Annotated in this window: 26 protein-coding genes, 1 tRNA gene and 1 riboswitch; of the genes, 13 read left to right on the forward strand and 14 right to left on the reverse strand. The window is 71.4% G+C overall.

Annotation, left to right across the window (positions count from 1 at the left end; all coding sequences use genetic code 11):
* Positions 1-139 precede the first annotated feature (139 nt).
* The 5 genes from ACWD38_RS04935 to ACWD38_RS04955 all read right to left on the reverse strand — a co-directional run bounded on the left by ACWD38_RS04935 (position 140) and on the right by ACWD38_RS04955 (position 3,092).
* Entirely contained in the window at positions 140-1,180 is a 1,041-nt protein-coding gene (locus tag ACWD38_RS04935) for a fatty acid desaturase family protein (RefSeq protein ID WP_450123377.1), read from the reverse strand.
* Positions 1,177-1,344 (reverse strand): hypothetical protein, encoded by a 168-nt coding sequence (locus ACWD38_RS04940; RefSeq protein WP_266093065.1) that lies wholly within the window; start codon positions 1,342-1,344, stop codon positions 1,177-1,179. The genes ACWD38_RS04935 and ACWD38_RS04940 overlap by 4 nt, the downstream gene beginning before the upstream one ends.
* 68 nt (positions 1,345-1,412) lie before the next feature.
* Positions 1,413-1,850 (reverse strand): DUF5994 family protein, encoded by a 438-nt coding sequence (locus tag ACWD38_RS04945; RefSeq protein WP_450123439.1) that lies wholly within the window; start codon positions 1,848-1,850, stop codon positions 1,413-1,415.
* A gap of 299 nt (positions 1,851-2,149) precedes the next feature.
* Positions 2,150-2,223, reverse strand: a tRNA-Arg gene (locus ACWD38_RS04950).
* Positions 2,224-2,471: 248 nt separating this feature from the next.
* Positions 2,472-3,092, reverse strand: coding sequence for an FG-GAP repeat domain-containing protein (locus tag ACWD38_RS04955; RefSeq protein WP_450123378.1), 621 nt, complete (start codon positions 3,090-3,092; stop codon positions 2,472-2,474).
* Between the two features lie 206 nt (positions 3,093-3,298).
* Positions 3,299-3,537: riboswitch (cobalamin riboswitch) on the forward strand.
* Positions 3,538-3,664: 127 nt separating this feature from the next.
* On the opposite strand from ACWD38_RS04955, the gene metE reads away from it, so the two are divergent.
* Positions 3,665-5,953 (forward strand): 5-methyltetrahydropteroyltriglutamate--homocysteine S-methyltransferase, encoded by a 2,289-nt coding sequence (gene metE, locus ACWD38_RS04960; RefSeq protein ID WP_184477537.1) that lies wholly within the window; start codon positions 3,665-3,667, stop codon positions 5,951-5,953.
* 118 nt (positions 5,954-6,071) lie between these two features.
* On the opposite strand, the gene ACWD38_RS04965 is transcribed toward metE, so the two are convergent.
* Positions 6,072-6,686: a TetR/AcrR family transcriptional regulator gene (locus ACWD38_RS04965; RefSeq protein WP_184477535.1), complete on the reverse strand. Its 615-nt coding sequence runs from the start codon at positions 6,684-6,686 to the stop codon at positions 6,072-6,074.
* 311 nt (positions 6,687-6,997) lie between these two features.
* On the opposite strand from ACWD38_RS04965, the gene ACWD38_RS04970 reads away from it, so the two are divergent.
* The 3 genes from ACWD38_RS04970 (at position 6,998) to ACWD38_RS04980 (ending at position 10,037) form a co-directional block, all read left to right on the forward strand.
* Positions 6,998-7,861 (forward strand): SDR family oxidoreductase, encoded by an 864-nt coding sequence (locus ACWD38_RS04970; RefSeq protein WP_184477533.1) that lies wholly within the window; start codon positions 6,998-7,000, stop codon positions 7,859-7,861.
* 71 nt (positions 7,862-7,932) lie between these two features.
* Positions 7,933-9,159 carry an NADH:flavin oxidoreductase gene (locus ACWD38_RS04975; RefSeq protein ID WP_450123379.1) on the forward strand — a complete coding sequence of 409 codons (1,227 nt, stop codon included), beginning with the start codon at positions 7,933-7,935 and terminating at the stop codon, positions 9,157-9,159.
* Between the two features lie 257 nt (positions 9,160-9,416).
* The gene (locus ACWD38_RS04980) at positions 9,417-10,037 is read left to right on the forward strand and encodes a methyltransferase domain-containing protein (protein ID WP_184477529.1); all 621 of its coding nucleotides are present in this window, start codon (positions 9,417-9,419) and stop codon (positions 10,035-10,037) included.
* 345 nt (positions 10,038-10,382) lie between these two features.
* Here ACWD38_RS04980 and ACWD38_RS04985 read toward each other — a convergent pair whose 3' ends face one another.
* Complete coding sequence (locus ACWD38_RS04985; protein WP_184477527.1) at positions 10,383-10,832, reverse strand: MarR family transcriptional regulator; 450 nt, start codon at positions 10,830-10,832, stop codon at positions 10,383-10,385.
* Positions 10,833-11,041: 209 nt separating this feature from the next.
* Between ACWD38_RS04985 and ACWD38_RS04990 the strand changes: the two genes are divergently transcribed.
* On the forward strand, positions 11,042-11,830 hold the full coding sequence (locus ACWD38_RS04990; RefSeq protein ID WP_184477525.1) for an SDR family NAD(P)-dependent oxidoreductase: 789 nt from the start codon (positions 11,042-11,044) through the stop codon (positions 11,828-11,830).
* A 44-nt stretch (positions 11,831-11,874) separates the two neighbouring features.
* On the opposite strand, the gene ACWD38_RS04995 is transcribed toward ACWD38_RS04990, so the two are convergent.
* Positions 11,875-12,810, reverse strand: coding sequence for an alpha/beta fold hydrolase (locus ACWD38_RS04995; RefSeq protein ID WP_450123380.1), 936 nt, complete (start codon positions 12,808-12,810; stop codon positions 11,875-11,877).
* Between the two features lie 154 nt (positions 12,811-12,964).
* Between ACWD38_RS04995 and ACWD38_RS05000 the strand changes: the two genes are divergently transcribed.
* Positions 12,965-13,555: a TetR/AcrR family transcriptional regulator gene (locus ACWD38_RS05000; protein WP_450123381.1), complete on the forward strand. Its 591-nt coding sequence runs from the start codon at positions 12,965-12,967 to the stop codon at positions 13,553-13,555.
* A 310-nt stretch (positions 13,556-13,865) separates the two neighbouring features.
* Positions 13,866-14,486: a Pycsar system effector family protein gene (locus tag ACWD38_RS05005; protein WP_184477521.1), complete on the forward strand. Its 621-nt coding sequence runs from the start codon at positions 13,866-13,868 to the stop codon at positions 14,484-14,486.
* Positions 14,487-14,489: 3 nt separating this feature from the next.
* Here ACWD38_RS05005 and ACWD38_RS05010 read toward each other — a convergent pair whose 3' ends face one another.
* Positions 14,490-15,143: a Crp/Fnr family transcriptional regulator gene (locus ACWD38_RS05010; RefSeq protein ID WP_184477519.1), complete on the reverse strand. Its 654-nt coding sequence runs from the start codon at positions 15,141-15,143 to the stop codon at positions 14,490-14,492.
* 121 nt (positions 15,144-15,264) lie between these two features.
* Here ACWD38_RS05010 and ACWD38_RS05015 point away from each other — a divergent pair, with 121 nt between their 5' ends.
* Positions 15,265-15,891 (forward strand): maleylpyruvate isomerase N-terminal domain-containing protein, encoded by a 627-nt coding sequence (locus ACWD38_RS05015; RefSeq protein ID WP_450123382.1) that lies wholly within the window; start codon positions 15,265-15,267, stop codon positions 15,889-15,891.
* Between the two features lie 10 nt (positions 15,892-15,901).
* On the opposite strand, the gene ACWD38_RS05020 is transcribed toward ACWD38_RS05015, so the two are convergent.
* A complete protein-coding gene (locus ACWD38_RS05020; protein ID WP_343071218.1) occupies positions 15,902-16,921 on the reverse strand; it encodes a sensor histidine kinase in 1,020 nt (339 codons plus the stop codon).
* 3 nt (positions 16,922-16,924) lie between these two features.
* Complete coding sequence (locus tag ACWD38_RS05025; RefSeq protein ID WP_184477515.1) at positions 16,925-17,635, reverse strand: response regulator transcription factor; 711 nt, start codon at positions 17,633-17,635, stop codon at positions 16,925-16,927.
* A gap of 205 nt (positions 17,636-17,840) precedes the next feature.
* Here ACWD38_RS05025 and ACWD38_RS05030 point away from each other — a divergent pair, with 205 nt between their 5' ends.
* The 5 genes from ACWD38_RS05030 to ACWD38_RS05050 are packed head-to-tail and all read left to right on the forward strand — an operon-like array spanning position 17,841 to position 21,310.
* The gene (locus ACWD38_RS05030; RefSeq protein ID WP_184477513.1) at positions 17,841-18,494 is read left to right on the forward strand and encodes a glycosyltransferase family 2 protein; all 654 of its coding nucleotides are present in this window, start codon (positions 17,841-17,843) and stop codon (positions 18,492-18,494) included.
* On the forward strand, positions 18,491-19,189 hold the full coding sequence (locus tag ACWD38_RS05035; RefSeq protein ID WP_184477511.1) for a TIGR04282 family arsenosugar biosynthesis glycosyltransferase: 699 nt from the start codon (positions 18,491-18,493) through the stop codon (positions 19,187-19,189). The genes ACWD38_RS05030 and ACWD38_RS05035 overlap by 4 nt, the downstream gene beginning before the upstream one ends.
* On the forward strand, positions 19,186-19,803 hold the full coding sequence (locus ACWD38_RS05040; protein WP_450123383.1) for an SAM-dependent methyltransferase: 618 nt from the start codon (positions 19,186-19,188) through the stop codon (positions 19,801-19,803). Before ACWD38_RS05035 ends, ACWD38_RS05040 begins: the two co-directional genes overlap by 4 nt.
* Positions 19,800-20,894, forward strand: coding sequence for a molybdopterin-dependent oxidoreductase (locus tag ACWD38_RS05045; RefSeq protein ID WP_450123384.1), 1,095 nt, complete (start codon positions 19,800-19,802; stop codon positions 20,892-20,894). Before ACWD38_RS05040 ends, ACWD38_RS05045 begins: the two co-directional genes overlap by 4 nt.
* Entirely contained in the window at positions 20,891-21,310 is a 420-nt protein-coding gene (locus ACWD38_RS05050) for a hypothetical protein (RefSeq protein WP_184477507.1), read from the forward strand. Before ACWD38_RS05045 ends, ACWD38_RS05050 begins: the two co-directional genes overlap by 4 nt.
* A gap of 303 nt (positions 21,311-21,613) precedes the next feature.
* Here ACWD38_RS05050 and ACWD38_RS05055 read toward each other — a convergent pair whose 3' ends face one another.
* From ACWD38_RS05055 to ACWD38_RS05065, 3 genes are all read right to left on the reverse strand, one after another.
* On the reverse strand, positions 21,614-22,552 hold the full coding sequence (locus ACWD38_RS05055; protein ID WP_450123385.1) for a heme o synthase: 939 nt from the start codon (positions 22,550-22,552) through the stop codon (positions 21,614-21,616).
* On the reverse strand, positions 22,552-22,926 hold the full coding sequence (locus ACWD38_RS05060; RefSeq protein ID WP_184477503.1) for a DUF3817 domain-containing protein: 375 nt from the start codon (positions 22,924-22,926) through the stop codon (positions 22,552-22,554). The genes ACWD38_RS05055 and ACWD38_RS05060 overlap by 1 nt, the downstream gene beginning before the upstream one ends.
* Positions 22,927-23,063: 137 nt before the next feature.
* On the reverse strand, positions 23,064-24,170 hold the full coding sequence (locus ACWD38_RS05065; RefSeq protein WP_450123386.1) for an LLM class flavin-dependent oxidoreductase: 1,107 nt from the start codon (positions 24,168-24,170) through the stop codon (positions 23,064-23,066).
* Between the last annotated feature and the right edge of the window lie 464 nt (positions 24,171-24,634).

Below are 24,634 nucleotides of genomic sequence, written 5' to 3' on the forward strand. Positions count from 1 at the left end.
TGCGCCGTGACCGGTTCGCCGCCCCGGTGCCCAGCTCGTTCCCGGACACCGGCTCCGGACCGGCGTCGTCAGCGCAGGCGGCCCCGCGCACCGGCGCCCGTGCCGGGCGGGACGTTCCGCCCCGGCACCGGCGGGTTCATCAAGCCGCGCGCCGCACCCGGTCGGCGGCCCGCAGGGGCGCGCCCATCTCGTGCAGGTGCCGCAGCACGTGGCGGTAGGACTGCGCGATTCCGGCCTGGGTGTACGAGATCCCGTGCGTGGCGCAGAACCGCTGCACGATGGGCTGCGCTCGGCGCAGGTGCGGCCTGGGCATGTTCGGGAACAAGTGGTGCTCGATCTGGTAGTTCAACCCGCCGAGGACGAAATCGGTGATCGGCCCACCGCGGATGTTGCGCGAGGTCAGCACCTGCTTGCGCATGAAGTCGATCTTGTCTCCGGTCATGGTGGGCATGCCCTTGTGGTTGGGCGCGAACGCGCAACCCATGTACACGCCCCACAACGCCTGGTGCACGAGGATGAACACGACGGCGAGCCCGGGCGAGAGCACCAGGAACACCGCCGCGAGGTACAGCACGACGTGCGTCGCCAGCACCGCGCCTTCGACTCGACGGCGCTTCGTCTCCCCACTCAGCACCGCCCGGATCCCGGAGACGTGCAGGTTGAGACCTTCGAGCGTGAGCAGCGGGAAGAACAGCACCGCCTGGTGCTTGGCCATCCAGCGGAGGAAACCGGTCCGCAGGCGTGCTTGCGCGCCGGTGAACACGACGGCGGGCACGTCCAGGTCCGGATCGTGCTCCTCGTGATTCGGGTTGGCGTGGTGGCGGTTGTGCCCGCTGACCCACTGCTGGAAGTTCATGCCGACCAAGCCGCCGTGCACCGTGCCGAGCACGTCGTTGGGACGGCGGCCCCGGAAGATCTGCTTGTGCCCCGCGTCGTGGCCGATGAAGGCGAGCTGCGCGAACGCGACCGCCAGCAGCGCTGCGATGACGAGTTGCCACCAGCTGTCGCCGAGGAAGGCGAACGCCGTCCACAGGCCCGCGAACGCCAGCAGGTTCCCCGCGATCTTCAACCCGTAGTAGCCGTGCCTGCGCCGCAGCAGTCCCGCCTCGCGAACCTCGCGGGACAGCTCGGCGAACTCGCTACCGGTGCGTTCTCCGGTACTCGGCGGCGACTCGCTCATCGACCCGCGTTGGCCGACTGCTCGGAGAAGCGGATGTCCCGGGAGCGACGATCGGTTCGCCCACCTGCCACCGGGCGGGCGGGCGGATGCTGGTCCTCGGGGTGGCTGAACACCGCGGGCTCGACGCCGTCGGCGGTGGACGAAGGGGTGTAGGTACTGGTCAATGAAACTCCTCTTGCGCTGGATCGGCCGACCTTCGGCCGATCTCCGGTGGGTGGCACTGCCGAACCGCTCAGCGGACGGCTGCCACCCGGCCTCCTTCGGCCTCCCACCGCTGCTCCGCACCGTCCGCCCCTTGCGGGAGCGGCACCGGCACGGCTGCGTCATCGGGGCCCGCGAGTCCGGCGGCCGAACTCAGCGCCGCCCGTGCCGCGCCGTCAGCGGCGCCCGGTGGCACGACCAGCAGGCTCGCCCGCCGACGGTCCGCACCGATCACCGCGACGGTGCGCGGGTCCATGGCCCGGAAACCGTCGAACCGCACCAGCCGACCTCCGATGATCATTTTTCGGTCGACCGCGCCCCACGTAGCGAGGGGGTAGGACACGCGGCTGACCGGCCCGACCTCGTCGCCGAGCGCGGACACCAGTTCGGTGAACTCGCGGACCGGCTCCGCGGTGCGCGGCCACCAGCCGCCGTCGAAACGGTCGCGGGCGACGCCCGCGGCCTTCATCTGCAAGCGCGGCGCGGAAGTAGTTCGGTGTTGTGCGGATGTTGAGTCAAGCAGAACCGAGGTCATCTCGGCGCCCCCGTCCCAAGCCCGATCGGGCCGGACAATCGTGGTGCGCCCGAAGCGGCACCCGCGAGACCGCGGATAGTCGAACGCCTCCGGTACCCTGATCCTACGCTTCTTCGGCGGCTCGCGGGTGATCCCGCTCCACCCACTACGCGCCACTACGTCGCGCAACCGGGGTAGGGTCCAGAGGTGATCTTGGTCGAGATTCTCCCCATCCCCGGTGACCGGTGAAAAGGCGCCCCCGGCAGGACTCGAACCTGCGACCTAAGGATTAGAAGTCCTTTGCTCTGTCCAGCTGAGCTACGAGGGCCCGCGCATCGCTCACGTGAGCTGCAGGAAGCAGGGTAACCGGCCTCTCCGTCGACAGTGGTACCGACGCCATCGGCGTTGCAGAGCCGGTATCGAACGGCAAGCTGATCGACAACTCAGCCCTGGAACAGACCCCGCGACGGGCGCTCGAAGCCCTTGAACGGTCACAAAGGAGTCACGGCCGCGCGATCGGCGGAGATGCGCCGGGGCCGCCGCGCCGCAATCCGGCACGACGGCCCCGGCGTCCGGTCACGCGCAGGTGCCGGGCTCCACGACCAGCACCGGGTCGTCCTGGCCGACCCCGGCGAACGGGTATTCGTCGACCGGGGTGGCCACGCCGTCTCGCACGTCGTAGGCGACGCGCTTGCCGTCGTAGGCGGGCTCGGCCGTCTGGCTCTCGTTCGACGCCGCGAGGGTGATCAGCACGCGGCCGTCCGACCCGGCCGGGGCGCACTCGTAGCCGAGCCGCGCGGCGACGCCGCCACCTTCGTTGATCTTGAGCGGCCGACCGTCCTGAGTGGTCATCTCGCGCGGGGCGCCGTCGGCGCCGAGATCCCAGACGCCGAACCACTCGGTGTTCGCCCCGACGGACTCGCTCACCAGCAGTTCCTGCTTGCCGTCGTGGTTGACGTCGAGCACCCGCATGGGCCGCGTACCGGCGTAGGCGTCACCGGTCAGCGTCGCCTCGGTGACGCGTCCGTCCACTGTGAACTTGAGGACCTGCCGCGAGCCGTCACCGACGGCGGCCAGCGTCGCGGTGTCCGGCGTCCCATCACCGTTCAAGTCCACTGTGGACGTATCGGTCGAATCCGCGGTGGCGACGCCGAACGGGGCCAGGGCCATCGCCGCGGCCAACGCGCCGATGCTCACGGTTGCTCGAATTCCGTTGATCCCCACAGTTTTCTCCCTCTCGAATCCACCTGCTCGGCAGGACGGGAACCGCTCCCCCCACCTGTCCTGAAGACGCTCCCGAGCGCCGCGGGTTGCCCGCCGGGCCGGGAAATCCTCGCGTGCGCGGCCACGTGCACGCCGGGTGACCGGGACGTCAAGGCCTTGTCTTCCCGCCAGAAGCAAGTAGCCTCCGAAGTGCTGGTGGTTCGCACAGCTCTGCGAAAGCGGCGCTGCGCGAGGCAAGAGGGAACCCGGTGCGAATCCGGGACTGCCCCGCAGCGGTGAGTGGGAACGAACGCCGTCACCGGTCTGAGAAGACCGGTCACAGCACTGGGCGCGAGCTCGGGAAGCGACGGCCAGTAGGAACCCCGGTCCTCCGGGAACGCCCACGAGTCCGAAGACCTGCCGCCGGTGCGCGCGTCCACGCGACGCGCGCTGTTGCGAGGTCTCGCGGGAGGACCTGGTCGACGAGTCGCCGTCCGCGGCGACGGGTGCCGATCACGCCTGCCCGAACCTCGCAGAACTGTCGTCCAGCTCGCGAGGAGAGAGCGTTGACCAGCACCATCGGATCCACCGTGCTCGGGTATCCCAGGATCGGACCGAACCGGGAACTGAAACGGGCACTGGAGAACTACTGGAAGTCCCGCATCGGTGAGCCGGAGCTGCGCGAAGTCGCCCGCACGCTGCGCACCGACGCGTGGCGCTCGCTGCGCGATGCCGGTCTGGACTCCGTGCCGGGGAACACTTCCTCCTACTACGACCAGGTTCTCGACGCCGCCGTCACCTTCGGCGCGGTACCGCCCCGCTTCGCGGAGCTGGGGCTGAGCCCGCTCGACACCTACTTCGCGATGGCGCGCGGCGTGGAATCCGCGCCACCGCTGGAGATGACTAAGTGGTTCGACACGAACTACCACTACATCGTGCCGGAGATCGGCCCGGAGACCGCGTTCCGGCTGTCCGACCAGACCGTGGTGGACCAGTACCACGAAGCCGCTGAGCTGGGCGTCAAGACCCGCCCGGTCGTGGTCGGCCCGCTGACGTTCCTGCTGCTGTCGAAGCCGCGGGACGGCGCGCCCGCGTCGTTCCGGCCGCTGGACAAGGTCGACGAGCTCGTCTCGGCCTACGCGGAACTGCTGGGCGAGCTGCACCGCGCGGGCGTGGAGTGGGTCCAGCTGGACGAACCGGCGTTCGCCGCGGACCGCTCGCAGGCCGACCTGGACGCGCTGCGCACCGCCTACCGCAGGCTCGGCGAGCTCGCGCAGCGCCCGAAGATCCTGGTCGCCTCCTACTTCGGCGACCTCGGCGATGCGCTGGGCGTGCTGGCGTCCTCGCCGGTCGAAGCGCTCGGCGTGGACCTCGTCGCAGGTCAACGCACCGTCGACGAACTGCCGTCGGTCTCCGGGCTCCGGGACAAGACGCTGGTCGCGGGCCTGGTCGACGGCCGCAACATCTGGCGCACCGACCTGGACGGGGCGCTGGCGAAAGCGGCGACGCTGCTGGGCCTCGCGGGCGAGGTGGCCGTGAGCACCTCGTGCTCGCTGCTGCACGTGCCCTACGACGTCGAAGCCGAGACCGACATCGACCCGCAGGTGAAGTCGTGGCTGGCGTTCGCGGCGCAGAAGGTCGACGAGGTCGTCGTCCTCGACCGCGCGCTGCACCAGGGCCGCGACTCGGTGTCCGAGCAGCTGGAGGACGGCCGCCGGCGCATCGCGGACCGGGCGAACGCCGAACGGGTGCGCAACGACCGGGTGCAGGCCCGGCTCACCGCGCTCAAACCCGAGCACGCCCAGCGCGGGGACTACGCGAAACGGCTCGCCGCGCAGCGGAAATCGCTGCGCCTGCCGCCGCTGCCGACGACGACGATCGGCTCCTTCCCGCAGACCACCGACGTGCGCAAGGCTCGCGCCGCACTGCGCTCCGGCAGCATCGACCAGGCCACCTACAAGCAGCGGATGCGGGACGAGATCGAACGCGTCATCCGGCTGCAGGAAGACCTGGGCCTCGACGTGCTGGTGCACGGCGAGCCGGAGCGCAACGACATGGTGCAGTACTTCTCCGAGCACCTGGACGGATTCGTGAGCACCCACAACGGCTGGGTGCAGTCCTACGGGTCGCGCTGCGTGCGCCCGCCGATCCTGTTCGGCGACGTGTCCCGGCCCGAGCCGATCACGGTGGACTGGGCGAAGTACGCGCAGCGGCTCACCGAGAAACCGGTGAAGGGCATGCTGACCGGACCGGTCACCATCCTCGCCTGGTCGTTCGTGCGCGACGACCAGCCGTTGGGCGACACCGCGCGGCAGGTCGCGCTCGCCATCCGGGACGAGGTCAAGGACTTGGAGAACGCGGGCATCCGGGTGATCCAGGTCGACGAGCCCGCGCTGCGCGAACTGCTGCCGCTGCGTTCCGCCGCGCACCAGGACTACCTGGACTGGGCGGTGGAATCGTTCCGCCTCGCCACCTCCGGCATCGCCGAGAGCACCCAGATCCACACCCACCTGTGCTACTCGGAGTTCGGCGACGTGATCAACGCGATCGTGGCGCTGGACGCGGACGTGACGAGCATCGAGGCGGCCCGCTCGCGCATGGAGGTGCTCGACGACCTCAACGCGGTCGGGTTCGCCCGCGGGGTCGGGCCGGGCGTGTACGACATCCACTCGCCGCGCGTCCCGGAAGCCGGGGAGGTCACCGACCTGCTGAAGGCGGCGCTGGCGGCGGTGCCCGCGGAACGCCTGTGGGTCAACCCGGACTGCGGTCTCAAGACCCGCGGCTACGCGGAGGTGGAGACCGCGCTCAAGAACGTGATCAGCGCGACGGAGGCCGTGCGCCCGGCCTCCGGCTGATCCGAAGCCGGGGGCGGTAGTCGTTCCCACCGCTCCCGCCCCCGGCACCCCTCGTGCGGCCCCGTCCGGTCAACCGGACGGGGCCGTTCCCTTCTCGCGCCGCTCGGATCCGGGTGGCTCACCCTGTTCGCGGGCGGGGCGGAATCTCCAGCCATCGCAGCGCTTCGTCGGTCGCGGCCACGGCGTCGCCGCGCGCCCCGCCCTCGCTCCAGGCGACGAGCGCCGCGAACGTCGCCGCCTGGTAGCCGCTCGCGACGGCCGTCGCGGCCGCCCGGGTGATCTCGGGGACGCGCCCGGCGATGTACCCGGCGAGTTCCTCGATCCACGGCCGGTAGGCGGCTCCGGCGGAACCGGCGATCTCCTCCTGCGCGTAGACGACGCGCACCCAATCGACACCGGCGGACGCCAGCATCGGGTCGTGCGAGACCGAGGCCAGGACGCTCCGCCGGACCGCGTCGCCGACGGGGAGGTCGTCCGGCGTGGCGCGCAACGCCTCGCGGAGCCGCTTCGTGGCGGCGGGCACGCCGACCCACGCGATCTCGGACTTGCGGGAGAAGTGCCGGACGAGCGTGCGCACGCTGACCCCGGTCGCCTCCGCGATGTCGCTCCAGCCGACCGCGTCGTAACCGTGCTCGGTCCAGAGCCGGAACGTGGCCGTGGCGACCGCACCGCGATCGAGCACCGTCGGGCGACCGCGGCGGGGAGCGGGACCGCCCGCATCGGTGGTGGACATCGCCCGGAGGATAACCGAACCATTGTTTTTGTCTCAGTGAGCCAATAAGGTGTCGGGAGTCCTCGCAGTCTGTTGATCGGTGTCTCGTCAGTGGCGCAGCCACTGAGCAGTGACCGGCTTGAGCAACACGACCACCGGCGGGTCCTCAGCGGCTTCCTCGCGAAGACAGCGATTTCGCCGTGTAGGGCTGCCACACGAGAAATCGCGGCCACACCAGGAAAACGGGCAGCGCGGAAGCCGCTGAGCGACCAGCTACGCAGGTCATGCGGAAAGGGGCCCGCAGTGTCGTCGCACCGGCAGGGAGGTGGGTCATGGGCGTGCACGCCGTGACCGGATCCGCGTCCGGCATGGGAAAGGCCGCGGCCGACAAGCTTCGCGCCGCGGGCCACACCGTCATCGGGGTCGACGTCGAAGAAGCCGACGTCCCCGCCGACCTCTCGACACCGGAAGGCCGGCGCGCGGCGGCGGCAGGTGTGCTGCGCGCGGCGGGCGGGCGCCTCGACGGTGCCGTCCTCGCCGCAGGACTGGGGCCGGCTCCCGGCAGCGGACCGGCGGTCGCCCAGGTCAACTACTTCGGCGTCGTCGAGCTGCTCGAAGCCTGGCGGCCCGCTCTCGCCGCGGCGGAGAAGGCCAAGGTGGTCGTGTTCTCCAGCAACGCCACGACGACCACCCCGCTGGTCCCGCGCCGCACGATCACCGCCTTCCTCGACGGCGACCCGGAGAAGGCGATCCGCAGCGTCAGGCACTTCGGCCGAGCCGCCCCGCTGATGATCTACGCCGCGTCGAAGCTCGCGGTGAGCCACTGGGTGCGCCGCCGCGCGGTGCTGCCCGAGTGGGCGGGCGCGGGCATCCGGCTCAACGCCCTCGCCCCCGGCGCGATCAGGACCCCGATGGTCGAACGGCTGCTGTCGAGCCCGGCCGAGTCCCGGGCCGTCGAGTCGTTCCCCGTTCCCATCGGCGGCTACGGCGACGCCGAGCAGCTGGGCGACTGGGTGGTCTTCATGCTCTCCGACGCCGCGGACTTCCTCGTCGGCAGCGTCGTGTTCGTCGACGGCGGATCGGACGCCTACTTCCGACCCGACGCCTGGCCGCGCCCCGGACGCCTGCGCGAACTCCTCGGCTACGTCCGGAAGCTGAGGTCCCCCGACGTGCGAAAGCCCCGCGCCGCACCGTGATCCGGTGCCGTCGGCGCCCGTGCGCGGGGAGCTCCCGGCGACCGGAACCCCATCGGCTCAAGGAGGAGACGATGCCCCAGCACTCCGCGGCGCACCGCGCGCCGCACGTGTTCGCACCCGCCGCGCTCGGGCCGTTGACGCTGCGCAACCGCACCATCAAAGCCGCGACGTACGAGAAGCGGGCGCGCGGCGGCCTGGCCACCGACGCGCTCATCGACTTCCACGTCGCCCACGCCGCGGGCGGAGTCGGGATGACGACCGTGGCCTACTGCGCGGTCTCACCGGAGGGGCGCACCGACGGCCACCAGATCCACTGGCGCCCCGAAGCGCTGCCGGGGCTGCGGCGGCTCACCGACGCCGTGCACGCCGAGGGCGCCGCCGCGTCCGCGCAGATCGGCCATGCGGGCCCGGTGGGCAACCCCTGGAGCACCGGCGGCCCCGCGCTGTCGCCCGGCCGGACGCTCCACCCGCTGACCATGCGCACCACACCGGCGAGCCGCCTCGACCTCGCGCGGATCGTCCGCGCGCACGGATCGGCGGCCCGGATGGCGATCGAGGCGGGGTTCGACGCCGTCGAAGTGCACCTCGGGCACAACTACCTCGCGAGCTCCTTCCTGAGCCCCAAGCTCAACCACCGCAAGGACGACTACGGCGGCCCGTTGCGGAACCGAGCGCGCCTCGCGCTCGAGATCACCCGGGCCGTGCGGGACGCGGTCGGCGACCGCATCGCGATCCTCGCGAAGCTGAACATGGACGACGGCGTGCCCGGCGGCTTCTGGCTGGACGAGGCGGCCGTGGTGGCGCAGTGGCTCGAGCAGGAGGGCACGGTGGACGCCCTGGAGATGACGGTCGGCAGCTCCCTGCTCAACCCCATGTACCTGTTCCGAGGTGACGCCCCGGTGCACGACTTCGCCGCGCAGCTGCCGGGGCCGATCAAGAGCGCCGTCAAGCTCGCCGGCCCGCGCCTGCTGCGCGGTTACCCGTACGAGGACGGCTACCTGCTCGAAGACGCCCGCCAGATCCGCGCCGCGGTGGACCTCCCGCTGATCCTCCTCGGCGGCGTCACCGGCCGCGAGGTCATGGACCGGGCGATGGGCGACGGTTTCCAGTTCGTCGCCATGGCTCGGGCGTTGCTGCGCGAGCCGGACCTGATCAACCAGCTGCAGCAGCGGCCGCGCACCCGTTCGCTGTGCAACCACAACAACAAGTGCATGACCACCATCTTCGGGCGCCGCACCCGGTGCGTGCTGGCGCCTGCGCAGGCCCTGCCGGATGGCTCCGATGGGGACGCGGTGTGAACAGATGCCCGGCACGGCAGGTGGCGGCGGGGTCACTTTTGCACTACGTCTGCGCCAGGAGACGGGTTCGTCCCGTTCGCCGAGGGCGGGAGGACACCGTGGCGAGGAGTGATCGGCGCAGCCTCAGGTATCGAGAATCCTCTTGCCGCGCAACGAAATTCTCCGTTCTTGGACACCACCTCGGCGGGTTTTCAGATCCCAGGAGCACGCCCTGGTGACCCGCCGGAAGCCACCGCGCAGGCGGTTAGGGTGAGCAAGTGTCTGGGGAGCCTTGGAATCACAACGTGCACTACCACCCGCGCGTGCTCGACGCGGTGCCCGACGACTGCGACAGCGCGCTCGACATCGGATGCGGCGACGGGACCCTGGTGCGCAAGCTCGCCGCCAAGACCAGGCGCGTCATCGGGATCGACCGCTCCCGCTCGATGATCCGGGAAGCCCGCAAGGCCACCACCGACCTCACCAACGCATCCTTTGTGGACAGTGACTTCGTGGACTTCGAGGCGAAGGCGCGCGACGGCGAGTACGGGTTCATCTGCTGCGTCGCCTCGCTGCACCACATCGACTTCGCCTCGGCGCTCACCGGGATGGCGCGGATGCTCTCGCCCGGCGGCACGCTGATGGTCATCGGCCTGGCCCGGCACCACACGCCGCTGGACTGGGCGGTGGACCTCGCCGCGATCCCGGCGCACCGCGTGCTCGCCCGCCGCCACGGCGGCGTCACCGAGCCGCCCGGCATGCCCACCCAGGAGCCCACGATGACGTGGGACGACGTGCGCCGCACCGCGCAAGTGCTGCTCCCCGGCTCCCGGTACCGCCGCCTGCTGCTCTGGCGCTACTCCCTCACCTGGCAGAAGCCCGAGCCCCTCCCCCGCTGAAGCGAACGGCCCGTCCGTCCAATCCCACTGGACCAACGGTCCGCTCACCCCGAGCACGCCGGCAGCCACCACGCCCCGAGCACGATTCAGCCCCGAAGCGAGTGAACGGACCGTTCGCCCAAACCCGTTGGACCAACGGTCCGTTCACCCCACGAACGGCCTCCGCGAGCCACCCCCGAATCGTGCGGTCCGGAAAGAGTGAACGGACCGTTCGCCCAAACTCCTTGGACCAACGGTCCGTTCACCCCACGGACGGCCTCCGCGAATCGAGGCGGAAAAGTGAACGGACCGTTCGTCCAATCCTGTTGGGCGAACGGTCCGTTCACTTCGACGGGGCGGCGGGAGTCAGGTGCGGGCGGTGACGCGGTGGAAGGCGTCGACCAGATCGCTGAGCTCCGGTACCTGTTCGGCTTCGGCGAGGGACTTCTCCAGCGCCGCGTCGTGGGTCGGGCGGGCCTGCTCCAGCAGGGCGCGGCCTTCGTCGGTGAGCTCCGTGTAGATGCCGCGGCGGTCGTCCTTGCACAGGATGCGGGTGAGCAGGCCGCGGTCTTCGAGCCTGGTCACGAGCCTCGTCGTGGCGCTGCCGCTGAGTGCGGCGGCACGGCTGAGCTGCTGCATCCGCATGTGCCAACCGTCCTGGCGGCTGAGCGCGTCGAGCACGGTGTATTCGACGACGGACAGGCCGTGTCCGGTGCTGAGCGCCTTCTCCAGCGCCGTCTCCAGCATTCCGTGCAGCGCGGCGAGCGTGCGCCAGCCTTGCGCGCGCACTTCGACCGCGTCGTCGGCGATACCCACTCGCGCACCTCCTACCGGTGAGCTCCCACGGCCGGTGAGCTCGATCTCCCCTCCCAGTCTAGCAGCTTGCGCAGATAGAAGGCGCGTGCAACTATTTATCAAGCGTGCGCAACTACCCGCTCAAGCGTGGTTTCGGCTCACGCACCCTGCGCGTCGGGACGGCCCGCCCTGGGCACCCGACGGGAGACGCCACGAGAAAGCGAGCATCGATGAACACCGACATGTCCGGCCGCACCGCGCTGGTCACCGGCTCCACCAGCGGAATCGGCCAGGCGATCGCCGCGAGCTTCGCCCGCGCCGGAGCCGACGTCGTGGTCAACGGCAGGTCCCGCGAACGCGTGGACGCCACCGCCGAGACCTTGCGCGCCGACACCGGCGGCACCGTGCGCGGGATCGCCGCGGACATCGGCACCGCGGAGGGCGCCGAGTCGCTCATCGCCGAGCTGCCCGACGTGGACGTCCTGGTGAACAACGCCGGGATCTTCTCCGCCACTCCGGTCTTCGAGATCAGCGATGCCGAGTGGAGCCGGTTCTTCGAGGTCAACGTGTTGTCCGGAGTGCGCCTCGCCCGGCACTACGCGCCCCGCATGGTCGAGCGCGGCTGGGGCCGGGTGATCTTCATCAGCAGCGAGTCCTCGATCTTCATCCCGACCGAGATGGTGCACTACGGGATGACCAAGACCGCCCAGCTCTCCGTGGCGCGCGGCATGGCCCAGGAGGTGAAGGGCACCGGAGTCACCGTGAACAGCGTGCTGCCCGGCCCGACCCTCACCCCCGGCGTCGCCGAGTTCATCAGCAGCCGAGTCGGCGCCGACGTGCCGTTCGAAGAGGCCGAACGCCGGTTCATCGCCGAGGAACGCCCGAGTTCCCTGCTCGGCAGGCTGATCCGCCCGGAAGAAGTGGCGAACCTGGTGCTCTACGCGGGCTCCGAGGCGGGCTCGGCGACCACCGGCGCCGCACTGCGCGTCGACGGCGGCGTCGCCCCCTCCCTGACCTGAGCGCGGTGCGGGGCTCGCGGACAGCCGCGAGCCCCGCACCGACGTCAGGCCGCCGCGAGGTACTCGGCGAGGAACGGGCGCATCGCGGCCAGCATGCCGGCCGCGTTCTCCTCGGGGACGTAGTGCCCGGTACCCGGCAGCACCACGCTGGTCACGTCCTCTGCCACCGCATCGAACTCGGCCGCCATGAGGTCGCCGACGGACTCCGCGCCCGCGATCGTGAGCAGCGGCAGGGCTAGTTTCGCCTTCCTTCGCACCTGGTTCTGCTCGATGATCGCGTCGATGGCGCGGTAGTAATCGAAGCTGGCCCGCAACGCCTCCGGATCGCGCACGGCGTCGACGTACACCTGGACGGCATGCTCGGGGATCGCCGTCGGCGTGGCCGCCTTGGTCGCGAACTGGTGGCCGAAGTAGATCTCCTCCCGCCCTTGGACCAGCCGTTCGTTCACGCCGAGCGCGCGGTTGAAGTTGAAGTGCCACAGGAGATCGCTGGTCCGGCGATCGGCCAGCAGCGGCGGCGAATCGGACAGCCCCGGCACGATCGCTTCGGCGAGCACGGCCCGCTCCAGCACGCCGGGATGGTCAGCGGCCAGCGCGTAGCCGGTCCACACCCCGATGTCATGGGCGACGAGCGCGAACCGCTCATGCCCCAGCGCGCGCATGAGCCCCACGAGGTCGGCGGCCAGCGTCCCGGAGTCGTAGCCGGTCGCGGGCTTGTCGGTCAGGTTCACGCCGCGCGGATCGACGGCCACCACGGAGAACCGCTCGGCGAGCTCCAGGAGCACGAATCGCCACTGGTACCAGTTCTGCGGCCAGCCTCCGAGCACCAGCAGCGGCGGCCCGCTACCACCCGCGAGGTAGTGCGACCGGAGGCCGTCGACCGTCACGTAGTGGTCGCGGAAGACGTCGGTGAACCCCGCTGGCAGTCGTGGCGCCGAGGCGACCGATCCGGGGCCGTGCGGGACTTCGGTTGAGGTCACGAGGAAACTCCGTGTTCGACGAAGGAGAAGAAGGACCGGCCGGTATCGCTCGGCGCCGAGCGGACGGCCCACTTGAGTGGCCCGACCCGGCCGGTTCGACCTACGCTAGCCATGTTGGAACGATCGGTCAAACATGGTCGAGGGGAGTGCGCGGATGGCAGGACGCAAGCAGTTCGACGTCGACGTCGCCCTGGACGGCGCGATGCACGTGTTCTGGGAACACGGCTACGCCGAGGCAAGCCTGAGCAGGCTGCTCGCCGCCACCGGACTCGGGCGCGGCTCGCTGTACTCCACCTTCGGCAGCAAGGAACAGCTGTTCCGGCTCAGCCTGCACCGCTACGCCGAGCTGTTCGGCTCCCGGCTCTCGCACGCGCTGCGCGCCCACCCCGACGATCCCGTCGCGGCGATCCGCGCCTTCTACGACGCCGTGCTGGAACGGCTCGCCGAACCGGAGGTACCGGCGGGCTGCCTGATCACCCGGCTCGCCGCGGAGACCGCCGAACTCGATGATCCCGTGCGCGACGCCGTGGGGAACGCGCTCGACGGGCAGCGCGCCGAGGTACGGGCGGCACTGCGCCCGGCGGAAGGGACGTCGTCGGTGGCGGAACTCGACGACCTGGCGCTGTACGTGAGCGCGGTGAACCAGTCGCTCACCGTGCTGCACCTTGCCGGGACGCCGCTGGCGGACCTGCGCACCGTCGCCGACATGGCGCACTCCCACGTCGCCGCGGCCCTGCGCACCTGACCGCCACGCGGCGCGCGCCGCGGGAGCACCCCATCCGGAGCGAACGGACCCTTTGCCCAATCCCGTTGGACGAACAGGCCGTTCACTCCACCCCCGCGGCTCGCTCGACACCCGGAATTGAGTGAACGGACCGTTCGACCAATGCCGTTGGACGAACGGGCCGTTCACTCCGTTGGAGCTTCGCTGGGCGGGGGGTTGGTCCGGGTGGGTGTGGGGTGGAGCGCTTTCGTTGTGTGGATTCTGACGCAGTGTTCAGGCACGGACAGTGATGAGCTGATCTCACCCCGCACCGACGGACACGGAGGAAGCCATGCCCCGCGAGCAGCTCGCCACGATCGACCGCACCACCCCGGACCACGCCACCCCGACCCGCGTCGGACTGCGGCAGGACGGGCCGGACGCTCCCGAACCGGGCGGTCACCTCACCGCAGAGCAGGAGCTGGAGGTCGCGCTGCGCACCGCGGGCGACTTCCGCAGTTCCATCGCCGGAGCGGACACCAAAGCGGGCCTGCTGATCTCCGCGCTCGGCATCTGCATCGGCGGCGCGAGCAAAGCGATCTCCGCGCCGCCCGCGCTGTCGGACGCCGCGTCGAAGTTCACCTCGCTGGCGCTGCTGGCGGTGTCGTTGTGCGCGGCGCTGGGGGCACTGCTCTACCTGACGTCCGCGCTCACCCCGCGCACCCGCGTGCCGTCGGGCAGGCCGAACCTGTTCGCGTTCCCCACCTTCCAGCGGCACAGCGCGGCGCAGCTGCACACGGCGACCACCGTCGAGCTGTGCGCGCAGGCGTGGCAGCAGGCGGAGACGCTCGCGGGCATCGCGGGCACGAAGTACCGGCGGCTGCGCAACGCGTTGCGCTGCTTCTGCACCGCGCTGCTGGCGTTCCTGCTCTGGACCGGCCTGCTCCTGTTCCTGCCCGCTGCGGGGAGCTGAGCACTACCGCGCCGCGTACTCGGCGAGCACGTCACCTCGCAGCACGACGATCTGCCTGCGCTGCGTGCTGACCGCGCCGCATTCCCGCAGTTCGCGCAGTGCACGGGCCACCGCCTCCCGGGACGCGCTCGTCGCGCTCGCGAGTTCCGCCTGGCTCAGCGGGATCGCGATCGCGCGCCGCCCGGCACCGTCCGGAACTCCGTGCTCGCGCACCAGTTCCAGCAGCAGCCGGGCGAGCCGTTCCGCGACACCGGAGGAGGCGAACTCCACCCGGTGCCGGTCCGATTCCCGCAACCGGGCGACGACCCGGGTGAGCAGTTCGAACATCGCCTCCGGGTGTTCGTGCAGGAACCGGCGGAAGTCCCCGCCGGACACGACGTCGGCTTCGACCTGCTCAAGCGCGGTCACCGTGGCGCCGCGCGGTTCCCCGTCGACCGCGGCGAAATCGCCGATCATCGAGCCCGGCCCGCGGATCGCGAGCATCGCCTCGGTTCCGCGCGCCGACATCGACCACACCTTGACCCGGCCGCTGCGGATGAGCAGCACGTGGTCCGATTCGTCGCCCACCGAGAACAGCACGGCGCTCGCCCGCCACCGCCGCCGCCTCGACACCGCCCGAAACGCGGCCACCGCCTCCGCATTCCACCGTTCGCCCATGCACGCCCCCATCCGACATGCCGATGACCGCGCGGCACCGATCGTCGTCCGCGAACATCCACCGAAACGTGCGCGGTCGTGATCTCCTGGCACCCGACAGCCGTTGCCCTGGGAGTACACCATGATCGTGGACGTGCTCGACCGAGCTTGGCAGGCTTGGGCGGAACTCGGCCGGAACCTCGACGCCGAGCAGTGGGCTCGGCCGACGCGGCTGGAGGGCTGGACCGTGCGGCACGTGTTCGCGCACTGCGCGGACGTCCCGGCCATGGTCGGAGCCGCGCTCGACGCAGAGGACGCCGTCACCCCCGGGACCGCGCCGACGTTCGCGGACGCGGCACGGCTGCTGGCGTTCATGCAGCGCCCCGGCGGAGTCGCGCACACCGCGGCCGACCAGATCCGCGATGCGGGCATCGCCGATGACCGTTCGCCTGCCGAACTGGTCGAGCAGTTCACCGACGTGGCACCGCGGACGATCGCGCGGTTGCGCGGCCAGGACCTCGACCGGCTCGTCCCGTACATCGGGCTGGGCACCGTGGCCGGGGGCGAAGTGCTCCGCATCCAGCTGATGGAGGCGGTGGTGCACTACCTCGACATGGCCACCGCGCTGGAACTGCCGAAACCCGGCCCGCTCGCGGGAGAACCGATGCGGGAGACCGCCGCGCTGCTCACCGCCGTCGCCGACCCGGTGCACCTCGTGGAGGCGGCCACCGGACGCGGTGGCGCCGAGGTCTTCCCCGTCCTGCGCTGAAAGCGCGCGTTCAGGCGGGCACCAGCGGCAAGGCGACGTCGAACCGGCAGCCCGGCCCGTCGTTGACGACGCTGATCCGCCCGTCGTGGGCCTCCACCAGACCTCGGGTGATGGCCAGGCCGAGCCCCGCGCGCCGCGTCGTCTCCGACCCGGAGTCCCGCGCCGTCCCACCGCGATAACCCACGTCGAACACCCGGGCCAGCTCGTCGGAGCCGATGCCGCCGCACGCGTCCTGCACCGACAGCCACGCGCGCCCGGCTTCCTCGCGCACCGCCACCACGACGGTCTCGTGCCGCGGGGTGTGCCGGATCGCGTTGCCCACCAGGTTGCGCACCACCCGCGCCAACTCCGGGTCGGAACCCCACACGACGGGCCAGCTCCGCGCCCGCACCTCCAGCGTCACACCACGGGTTCCGGCGAGGATGCGCTCCGATTCGGTGACTTCGCTGACGACGTCGCGCAGCGGCACCGCGGCGGGGGTGATGCGCAGCGCGCCCGCCGCGATGCGGGACAGCTCGAACAGGTCGTCCACCATGCCCGACAGCTGGCGCACCTCGCCGCCGATGCGGCGGGCGTACTCCACGACCTCGTCCGGCCGGTCCACCACTCCGTCGGCCAGCGCCTCCGACATCGCCCGCATCCCGGCCAGCGGGGTGCGCAGGTCGTGGCTGATCCAGGCGACCAGCTCCCGCCGGGCGCTCTCCGCGGCCCGCTCCCGGTCGCGGGCCTCCTGCTCCCACACGGTGCGCTGGGACAACGCCCGGCCCAGCAGGATCGCCACCGGCACCGTCACCAGCGCCACCGCGAAGCACACGATCACCGTGATCGTCAGCTGGTGGGAGAACATGAAGCCCGTCACCGCCAGCACCCCGACCAGCGTCGCGGCCAGCGGGATCAGCACCAGCACCGTCATGGCCAGCGCCAGCGAAGCCCGCCGCCGCATCGCGAACAGCAGCGCCGCCCCCAGCAGCGCCACCGGTAGCGAGAACCCGATGGCGTAGGGCGCGACGTGCGAGAAGGTGACGAACACGGTTCAGTCCCCGAGTCCGTCGTAGCGGTAGCCGACGCCCCAGACGGTGGCGATGCGGCGCGGGCTCGCCGGGTCCGGCTCGACCTTCTCCCGGAGCCGGCGCACGTGCACCGTGACGGTCGACTGGTCGCCGAACTCCCAGCCCCAGACCTTGCTGAGCAGCTCCGTCCGCGAGTAGGCGTGGCCGCGGTGGGACAGGAAGAACGCCAGCAGGTCGAACTCGCGGGTCGCCAAGGTCAGCGACGTGCCGCCGAGCACGGCGGTGCGCGCGCCGGTGTCCACCTGGAGGTCGCCGTCGGCGATCCGGGCGCCCGCGTTGGGCTCCACCGCGTTGCGGGCCCTGCGCAGCACCGACGCCACTCGCAACGCCAGTTCGCCGGGGCTGAACGGTTTCACCACGTAGTCGTCGGCACCGGTGCGCAACCCGGTGATGCGGTCGGATTCCTCGCCGAGCGCGGTCAGCATGATCACGGGGGTGCTGCCGGCGTCCCGGATGCGGCGGCACACCTCGACGCCGTCCATGCCGGGCAGCATCAGGTCCAGCACCACGAGATCCGGCGGTCGCCGTTGCAGCAGGTGCAACGCCATCTCCCCGTCGGCGGCCTCCACCACCTCGTGCCCGTCCCGGCGCAGGTAGCGGCCGACGACGTCGCGGACCGTGGCGTCGTCGTCGACCACCAGGATCCGGCCGAGCTCGGTTCCGGAGCTGTTCATGGGCACATGGTGGCCCACCGCGGGGGGTCGCCACTGGCGGGTTGGCAGAACCTGTCCGGTCATCCGATCCACCTTAGGGGCGCGCGGCGGGCTTCCCCGCCACTTCGGCGGAGGCGTCACGAATCCGTAAGGACCTGGCTCCCGTAATGATTTCCTAAGCGCCACAACGCTTTCCGGCCATCCGAGGCGGACCTAGCTTGGGGTCATGAGCTCCGTGGACGTGATCTTGCCCTGTCTCGACGAGGCCGCCGCGCTGCCCGGTGTGCTCGCGGCGATCCCCGCCGGGCACCGCGCGATCGTGGTGGACAACGGCTCCGGCGACGGCTCCCCTGCCGTGGCCGCCGAGCACGGCGCGCTCGTGGTGCACGAGGCGCGGCGCGGCTACGGCGCCGCCGTGCACACCGGGCTGGAGGCCTCCGACGCCGACGTCGTGTGCTTCCTCGACGCGGACGGCTCGATGGACGCGGGCGTGCTGGCGCGAATGGTGGACGTGGTCGACTCGGGTGAAGCGGACCTCGCCGTGGGCCGCCGGGTCCCGGCCGAACGCGGCGCCTGGCCGTGGCACGCGCGGGCGGGCAACGCGGTGCTCGCCGGACTGCTGCGGCGGCGCGGACTGCCCGTGCACGACATCGGGCCGGTGCGCTGCGCCCGCAGGCAGGCGCTGCTGGACCTCGACGTGCGGGACCGCGCGTTCGGCTACCCGCTGGAGCTGCTGCTCCGGGCGGAGCGGGCCGGGTGGCGGGTGCACGAGCTCGACATCGACTACCGGCCGCGGACCGCGGGCACCAAGTCGAAGGTGAGCGGCTCCGTGCGCGGCACCACTCGTGCCGTGCGGGACATGGCGCGGGTGCTGCGATGAGCGCCGCGATCCTGCTGGTCGTCGCGAAGGCGCCCGTCGCCGGTCTCGCCAAGACGCGGCTGTGCCCACCGGCCACGCCCGAGCAGGCGGCGCGCATCGCCGCGGCGAGCCTGCTGCGGACGCTGCGCGTGGTGCTCGACGTGCCCGGTGCGCGGCCGGTGGTCGCGATGACCGGGGACCTCGCCGCCGCCGAGGACTCCGCCGAGCTGCGGCGGGTGCTGCGGTCGCTGACCGTGATCCCGCAGCGCGGCGCGGCGTTCGGCGATCGGCTCGCGTACGCGCACCAGGACTCCGCCGCGATCCACCCCGGTCTCCCCGTCGTGCAGATCGGCATGGACACCCCGCAGGTCAGCCGCCGGTTGCTGGCGGACGCGACGCGGCGGATGTCCGATCCGGCGGGCCCGGAAGCCGTGCTGGGCCCCGCCTCGGACGGCGGGTGGTGGGCGCTGGGGTTGCGCGATCCGCTGCGAGCGGCGGCGCTGCGCGCGGTGCCGATGTCGCGGCCGGACACCGGCGCGCTCACGGCCGCCGCGATGAGCCGAGCAGGACGCGATCCGGACCGGCTGGCCGAACTGTCCGATGTGGACACGATGGAGGTCGCGCGGGACGTCGCCGCACGACTTCCCGGGACCCGCTTCGCCCGCGCCGTCGGCGAAGTCGTCGCCGACGCGCACTCCGCCGGAGGACCCCGATGACCACCACGGCGATGTTCGACTCGGCACTGCGCGGGGAGGTGACCGCATTGCACGGCAGCGGAGGTCAACGGTGGCGGCTGCCCGTGCAGCGCTGGTCCCGCGAGCCCGACGCCGCCGACGAAGCAGTGCTCGCCGCCTGCACCGGCCCCACCCTGGACCTCGGCTGCGGGCCCGGCCGCCTCGTCGGCGCGCTCACCGAACGCGGCGTGCCCTCGCTCGGCGTCGACGAGAGCCCCGTCGCCGTGGCCATGACGCGCGGTCGCGGCGCCGCCGCGCTGCGCCGCGACCTGTTCAGCACCCTTCCCGGCGAGGGCCGCTGGCAGACCGCGCTGCTCGCCGACGGCAACGTCGGCATCGGCGGCGACCCCGTCGCACTGCTGCACCGGGTGCACCGGCTGCTCTGCGCCGACGGACTGCTCATCGTCGAACTCGACCCGCCGGGAACCGGCATGCGCAGCGGGAACGTGCGGATGAACGGCACCGGGGCGTGGTTCCGGTGGGCGTGGGTCGGCGTGGACGCGCTCGCCGAACTCGCCGTCGAGACCCGCTTCACCGTGGCGCACGTCGCCGAACGATCCGGGCGCTGGTTCGCCGAGCTGAGGAGCACCTCATGACCAGAGCGGGGAGGGACCCGGTCACCGCCGGCCGCCTGGGGGTGTGGCTGGCGGTGACCTTCGGGATCTGCATGATCACCGGGCTGATCAGCCACGGCATCCAGCACCCGCCGGGCTGGTTCGACTGGCCGTCGCGGCCGGTGAACCTGTACCGGATCACCCAGGGCACGCACGTGCTCAGCGGCATCGCGGCGATCCCGCTGCTCGCGGCGAAGCTGTGGAGCGTGGCGCCGAAGCTGTTCGAACGCCCGGTGGTGCGGTCGCTGCCGCACCTGCTGGAACGCGGATCGCTGCTGGTGCTCATCGCCTCGGCCACGTTCGAACTGATCACGGGCCTGTTCAACATCTCCCAGAACTACCCGTGGAACTTCTCGTTCCCGGACCTGCACTTCGCGCTCGGCTGGATCGCCGTGGGCTCGCTGCTGCTGCACGCGGCCGTGAAGATCCCCGCGTTCCGGTCTGCGCTCGGAGAACCTCGCGAGCCCGCCGAACGCGGCGGCCTCGTGGGTCGTCGAGGATTCCTCGGCCTGACCGCGCTGTCGGTCGGCACCGCCGTCACGGTCACCGCGGGGATGACCGTGCCGTGGCTGCGCGACCTCGCGGTCCTGGGCACCCGGTCGCCGAACGGCCCGCAGGGCCTGCCGGTGAACCGGACCGCCACCGCGGCGGGAGTCCTCGACATCAGCCGGGATCCCGGCTGGCGGCTGGAGGTCAGCGGACCACGGGGGACCCGCACCTTCAGCCGCCCTGAACTCGCGGCGCTGCCGCAGACCACCGCCGAACTGCCCATCGCGTGCGTGGAGGGCTGGAGCGCGCAGGCCACGTGGAGCGGCGTGCCGCTCGCCGACCTGCTGCGCGAGGTCGGCGCCGCGCCCGACGCGGAGGTGCGGATCTCCTCGCTGGAGGAAGGCAGCCCGTACTCGTCGACGGTGCTGCCCGCCGCCCACGCGCGCGACCCGCTCACGCTGCTCGCGCTGCGGCTCGGCGGCGAACCGCTGCACCCCGACCACGGCTACCCGTGCCGCCTCATCGCGCCGAACCGGCCCGGTGTGCTGCAGACCAAGTGGGTGCGACGGGTGGAGGTCCTGTGACGCGCGCGCTGCTCGCCGCCGCCGGGCTGGCGATGATCGGCTGGGGTGGCTGGTACCTCGCGGCGGAACTGCTCGCCGACGAAGCGATCCGGTGGTCGGTGCTCGGCTGGCTCGCGGCCGGGCCGGTGCTCACCGACCTGGTGCTGCTGCCGCTGGCCGGACTCGTCGGATGGACGGCGGCCCGGGTGCTGCCGCGCTCCTGGCGGGCGCCCGCGGCGGTCGGCATGGTGCTGAGCGCTGTGCTGGCGCTGCTGGCCGTGCCGTTCCTGTGGCGCACCTACGCGCCGAACCAGAACCCCGGCCTGCTGGACCGCGACTACTCGACGGGACTGCTCATCGCGCTGGCCGTCGTGTGGGGCGCCGTGCTGCTCACCGCGCTCACCACCGCCATCGCGGCCAGGGTGCGTCGGCGGTGACGACGCCCGACGCGAGCGCAGGATCGGCTTCGGAGTGAACGTCCCGTTCGACCAATCCCGTCGGGCAAACGGGCCGTTCACGCCAGTGACAGTCCCGGGTGAACGTCCCGTTCGACCAATCCCATTAGGCAGACGGACCGTTCACCACAGCGCCAGCACCGAGTGAACGTCCCGTTCGACCAATCCCACTGGGCAAACGGACCGTTCACCACCACGCGTGCAGCGGTCGACGGCCCGTTCGACCGATCAGATGGGACGAACGGGCCGTTCACTCCGATCAGCGCCGGCGGGCGGAGGAGTGGATCAGGTGAGGGTGGGGAGGCCGATCGCGGCGTCGACGGCGATCGCCACGAACAGCACCGCCAGGTACGAGTTCGACAGGTGGAACAACGTCATCGGATTCGTCGTCCGCCCTTGGCGCACCGACGCGTGCAGCCGCTGGGCCACGATCAGGAACGCCGCGCCGGACAGGACCGCGATCGCCACGTACACCCAGCTCGTCGCGGGCACCAGCAACAGCGTGCAGGCCACCGTCGCCCAGCTGTAGACCAGGATCCGCGCCGACACCTGCCGCGGCGTCGCCACCACCGGCAGCATCGGCACCCCGGCGCGCGCGTAGTCGTCGCGGTACTTCATCGCCAACGACCAGAAGTGCGGCGGCGTCCACAGGAACACCACCGCGAACATCACGATCGCGGGCCACTCGACCTTGCCGGCCACCGCGGCCCAGCCGATCACCACCGGCATGCAGCCCGCGGCACCGCCCCACACGATGTTCTGCGAGGTCCGCCGCTTGAGCAGCAGCGTGTAGACGAAGACGTAGAACAGGATCGCCGCCAGCGACAGCACCGCCGCCAGCAGGTTCGCGCCCAGCGCGAGCACCGCGAACGAGACCACGCCCAGCATGATCCCGAAGATCAACGCGTGCTTGCGCGGCACCTCGTAGCTCACCAGCGGGCGGCTGCGGGTGCGGTGCATCACCGCGTCGATGTCCGAATCGGCCACGCAGTTCAGCGCGTTCGCGCTGCCCGCGGACATGGCGCCGCCGACCAGCGTCACCAGCACCAGCCACGGCGACGGGACGCCGCGCTCGGCCAGGAACATCGCCGGGATCGTCGTGACCAGCAGCAGCTCGATGACCCGCGGCTTGGTGAGCGCGAAGTACGCGGCGAGCACGCCGCGCCGCTTCGCGGTGGTGGTGGCGGGGGCCGCGGTCTCAGCCTGTTCGGGAACCGCCGTCATCAGCTCGTCGCCTCCGACGTCGCCGCGGTCTCGAACGGCAGCGGCTCACCGCTCGTGCGCAGCCGGTGCCACAGCACGACCTTGCGCTCCGCGAAGAAAGCGCCGAACGGGATGGTGCCCGCCAGCAGGACCAGCAGCATCCGCCCGTAGGGGATGCGCAGCTGCACGGTGGTGACGAGCGCGACGAACAAGTACACGATGTAGAGGTAGCCGTGGCCGATGCCGATCGTGGTCGTCCACTGGTCGCCCAGCAGCTGCATGGACGAGCCCTCGGGCCACAAGTACTTCAGCACCATCGTCAGGCACAGCAAGATGAGCAGCACCGCTGTCACGTACGCCATGACCCGGTAGAAGGCCAGAACGCCAGGCTTCACCACAAATCCCTCAATCCCGCCGCTGCCACGAACACCGGAATCGACCGTACGCCACCGCCCCCGCACGGCTGCGCGTGACCTGGCGAGACAGTGGTGCCGGCCACGCCCGCGCGTCGGAGGCGACGTGGATCAGGAGTTCAGTCCACGCCCGGCAACCCGTAGGCGCGCGCGATCAGCTCGTAGGAACGCAGCTTCGCCGTCCGGTCGTACATGTTCGCGGTCAGCATCAGCTCGTCGACCTCGGTGCTCTCCCGCAGCGCCTCCAGCTCCGCGTGCACCGACTCGGGCGTGCCGTAGATCGCGTCGGCCAGCCAGCTGTCCACGACGCTCTGCTCCATCGCCGAGTACCGGTACTCGCGGGCCTCCTCGGGGCTGGGCATGCGCCCCGGGTTGCCGCTGCGCAGCCGCAACATGCTCAGCGCCATCGGACGCGCCAAGTCCAGCGCCTCCTGCTCGGTGTCGGCGGCGATCGCCTGCGCGCCGATCATCGAGTAGGGCTCGTCGAGCACCTCCGAAGGCTGGAACGACTGCCGGTACAGCTCCAGCGCGGGCAGCGTGTTGCGCGCCGAGAAGTGGTGGGCGAACGCGAACGGCAACCCCAGCGCACCCGCGACCTGGGCGCTGAAACCGCTGGAACCGAGCAGCCACACCGGCGGCGCCTGGCCGTGCGGGATCGAGTTCACCTCGGCGTACGGGTGGTCGGCGGTGAAACCGTCGCCGAGGAAGCGCAGCAGCTCACCGAGCTGCTGCGGGAAGTCGTCGACCGACAGCGGACCGCTCGTGCGGCGCAGCGCGCGGGCCGTGCCCTGGTCGGTACCGGGCGCGCGGCCGATGCCGAGGTCGATGCGACCCGGATGCAGCGCCTGCAACGTGCCGAACTGCTCCGCGACGACCAGCGGCGCGTGGTTGGGCAGCATCACGCCGCCCGAGCCGAGCCGCAACGTGCTCGTCGCGGCGGCCAGGTGCGCGATCACCACCGGCGGCGAGGAGCTCGCGATCCCCGGCATGCCGTGGTGCTCGGCGACCCACAGCCGGTGGAAGCCCCAGCGTTCCGCGGCCCTCGCGAGCTCCGTGGTCGTGGCCAGCGCCTCACCGGGCGTGGTCTCCACCCCGACGGGCGCGAGGTCGAGGATCGACAGCGGCACGGCCGACCGCCCTCGCGCCGTGCCGCGAATCGGGTCGGTCTGGTCCGCGTGACCGTGGGCCCCGAGGGCGGTGCGGTCCGGGTTGGCGACAGTGTCCATCGCCGTTCCCAACCACCCGATCACGGCCCTTTGTTCCCACCCCACCCCTGTGCCGGTGATCACAACCCCGCCCCGAGTGAACGGACCCTCCGCCCAATCCCCTTGGACGAACAGTCCGTTCACCCCCTCCAGCCCAGCGGCACACCCCCAGAGCGGGCGCCACCGCGCCGATCCGGGACGAAGTGAACGGACCGTCCGCCCAATCCCCTTGGACGAACGGTCCGTTCACCCCCTCCAGCCCGACCGGACCTCCGCTGGAGCCACCTCACCCACGAACGACCTCTGATCGAGTGAACGGACCGTCTGCCCAATCCGACTGGACGAACGGTCCGTTCACTCCACCCGCCCCGGCGGCAAGCTCCCGGAGAAGACGGCGCCGCGCCGGTCCGGAATGAGGTGAGCGGACCGTTCGTCCAACGGGATTGGACGAACAGGCCGTTCACTCAATCCCGCTCTGCGCAGGT

This window comes from Saccharopolyspora sp. NPDC002578 (genome assembly GCF_053592695.1).

Bases quoted from the DNA above. Each gene is read 5' to 3' on its own strand.
- ACWD38_RS05035 (WP_184477511.1), top strand. From the start codon at position 18,491: ATGAGCGCCGCGATCCTGCTGGTCGTCGCGAAGGCGCCCGTCGCCGGT.
- ACWD38_RS05015 (WP_450123382.1), top strand. From the start codon at position 15,265: ATGATCGTGGACGTGCTCGACCGAGCTTGGCAGGCTTGGGCGGAACTC.
- ACWD38_RS05045 (WP_450123384.1), top strand. From the start codon at position 19,800: ATGACCAGAGCGGGGAGGGACCCGGTCACCGCCGGCCGCCTGGGGGTG.
- ACWD38_RS04945 (WP_450123439.1), bottom strand. From the start codon at position 1,850: ATGAAGGCCGCGGGCGTCGCCCGCGACCGTTTCGACGGCGGCTGGTGG.
- ACWD38_RS04975 (WP_450123379.1), top strand. From the start codon at position 7,933: ATGCCCCAGCACTCCGCGGCGCACCGCGCGCCGCACGTGTTCGCACCC.
- ACWD38_RS05010 (WP_184477519.1), bottom strand. From the start codon at position 15,143: ATGGGCGAACGGTGGAATGCGGAGGCGGTGGCCGCGTTTCGGGCGGTG.
- ACWD38_RS04970 (WP_184477533.1), top strand. From the start codon at position 6,998: ATGGGCGTGCACGCCGTGACCGGATCCGCGTCCGGCATGGGAAAGGCC.
- ACWD38_RS05025 (WP_184477515.1), bottom strand. From the start codon at position 17,635: ATGAACAGCTCCGGAACCGAGCTCGGCCGGATCCTGGTGGTCGACGAC.
- ACWD38_RS04965 (WP_184477535.1), bottom strand. From the start codon at position 6,686: ATGTCCACCACCGATGCGGGCGGTCCCGCTCCCCGCCGCGGTCGCCCG.
- ACWD38_RS05065 (WP_450123386.1), bottom strand. From the start codon at position 24,170: ATGGACACTGTCGCCAACCCGGACCGCACCGCCCTCGGGGCCCACGGT.
- ACWD38_RS05000 (WP_450123381.1), top strand. From the start codon at position 12,965: ATGGCAGGACGCAAGCAGTTCGACGTCGACGTCGCCCTGGACGGCGCG.
- ACWD38_RS04990 (WP_184477525.1), top strand. From the start codon at position 11,042: ATGAACACCGACATGTCCGGCCGCACCGCGCTGGTCACCGGCTCCACC.
- ACWD38_RS05040 (WP_450123383.1), top strand. From the start codon at position 19,186: ATGACCACCACGGCGATGTTCGACTCGGCACTGCGCGGGGAGGTGACC.
- ACWD38_RS05055 (WP_450123385.1), bottom strand. From the start codon at position 22,552: ATGACGGCGGTTCCCGAACAGGCTGAGACCGCGGCCCCCGCCACCACC.
- ACWD38_RS04935 (WP_450123377.1), bottom strand. From the start codon at position 1,180: ATGAGCGAGTCGCCGCCGAGTACCGGAGAACGCACCGGTAGCGAGTTC.
- ACWD38_RS05005 (WP_184477521.1), top strand. From the start codon at position 13,866: ATGCCCCGCGAGCAGCTCGCCACGATCGACCGCACCACCCCGGACCAC.
- ACWD38_RS05030 (WP_184477513.1), top strand. From the start codon at position 17,841: ATGAGCTCCGTGGACGTGATCTTGCCCTGTCTCGACGAGGCCGCCGCG.